We start from the raw sequence: 1,554 nt of genomic DNA, 5'->3' as shown, positions 1-1,554 counted from the left end.
GGGGTGGCGACGGCGGCCGCGACCGGCCCGTTGGCCAGCGCCAGCGCGTCGTCGAAGTCGTCGATCACGGTGCCGCCCCCGCACCGTCGGCCTCGGCCGCCCACTGTTCGGCCAGGGCGGAGATCCGGGCCGCCGCCTCGGCCGGCGAGATGCCCTGCTGGGCGACGGCGTATCCGACGAGGAAGGTGGTCAGTGGCGCGGCCGGGCGCGCCACGTTGTGCGCGGCATCGCGCGCGGCGTCGAGCAGCGCCTTGATGTCCACGTCGATGTCGATACCGAGGTCGGCCTTGACGGCGGCAAGCCATTCGTCCAGCACGCTCATATCGTCCCTGATCCTGGTGCGGGCGGTCACGATGTCGGCCCAGGTGTCGCAGTCCACGCCACCGTTGTCGTCGGTGGCGACGACGTGGTGCGGACTCAGCCCGGGGAGTAGCAGCTTCAGTGGCAGTCCGGCGAGGGTGCCGTACTCGGTTGCCAGCAGGGCGAGTTCGCGGCGCAGCGACTCGGTGCGGTAGACGGCGCTGAGCGGCTGGTCGCGGCCGCCGGCGTCGCGGGGGAGTACGACGTCGGCACCCGAAGGCACGTCGAGCAGCCGGGCGAGCCCGGCGGGGGTGAGGAACGGCAGGTCGGCGGCGAGCACCAGGGTCAGCGGCGCCGTCACCTCGCGCAGCCCGGCCGCGAGCGCGGCCAGCGGGCCGCCGCCGGGCGGCTCCTCCCTGGCCCACACCACCCGCCGCCCGGTGGGCCGGCGCGGCCCGACGACCACGACCCGCGCGGCGTCGGGGCAGGCCCCGACCACCCGGTCGAGCAGCGTCCGGCCGCCGACCCGCACGGCCGGCTTGTCCGCTCCACCGAGCCGCCGGGCGGCACCTCCGGCCAGAATGACGGCGTCATGCGGGGTCATTCCGCCCACGGTACCGGCGGGACACTCAAAGGTCGCCAAGGAGTGCGAGGGGTTGTTCCACCCGGTCGGCCACGAACCGGAGGAACCCGCCGGCCACGGCGCCGTCGCAGACCCGGTGGTCGAAGGTGAGCGACAGCTGGACGACGGGCCGCAGCGCGACCCGCCCCTCGTGCGCCCAGGGCTTCTCGGCGATCCGTCCGACGCCGAGCATGCCGGCCTCGGGCACGTTGATGATCGGCGTGGAGCCGTCGACGCCGAACACGCCGTAGTTGTTGAGCGTGAACGTCGAGCCGGTGAGCTCGCCGGGCGGCAGGGTCCCGGCCCGCGCCCCCTCGGTGAGCCGCCGCAGCTCGGCGGCGAGCGCGGTGGTCGTCATGGCGTGCGCGTCCCGTGCCACCGGCACCAGCAACCCGCGGTCGGTCGCGGCGGCGAACCCCAGGTGCACGGCCGGGTGCCGGATGATCTGCCGCGCCGCCATGTCGACGCTGGCGTTCAGCTGCGGATAGCGGAGCAGGCCGGCGACGCAGATCCGCGCGAGCACCGCCATCGTCGACACGGCGGCGGCGCTGCGCGCCGCCAGAAGACCGGTGGCGTCCGTCTCCACCCAACAGGTGGCGTCCGCGACCTCCCGCCGACTCCTCCCCACCCGC

At 75.0% G+C, this 1,554-nt stretch carries 2 protein-coding genes; both read right to left on the bottom strand.

Going from position 1 to position 1,554, the window contains the following annotated elements:
- Nucleotides 1-64: 64 nt before the first annotated feature.
- Nucleotides 65-904, bottom strand: a complete 840-nt coding sequence (locus E1283_RS36060) for an NTP transferase domain-containing protein (RefSeq protein WP_132822372.1) — start codon at nt 902-904, stop codon at nt 65-67.
- Between the two features lie 25 nt (nt 905-929).
- The coding region (locus E1283_RS36055; protein ID WP_132822371.1) for a dihydrolipoamide acetyltransferase family protein at nt 930-1,554 on the bottom strand (625 nt) is incomplete at its 5' end.

The sequence above is a fragment of the Streptomyces hainanensis genome, from assembly GCF_004348415.1.
Lineage (GTDB): Bacteria > Actinomycetota > Actinomycetes > Streptomycetales > Streptomycetaceae > Streptomyces > Streptomyces hainanensis.
This window is presented reverse-complemented; position numbering and strand designations above follow the sequence as displayed.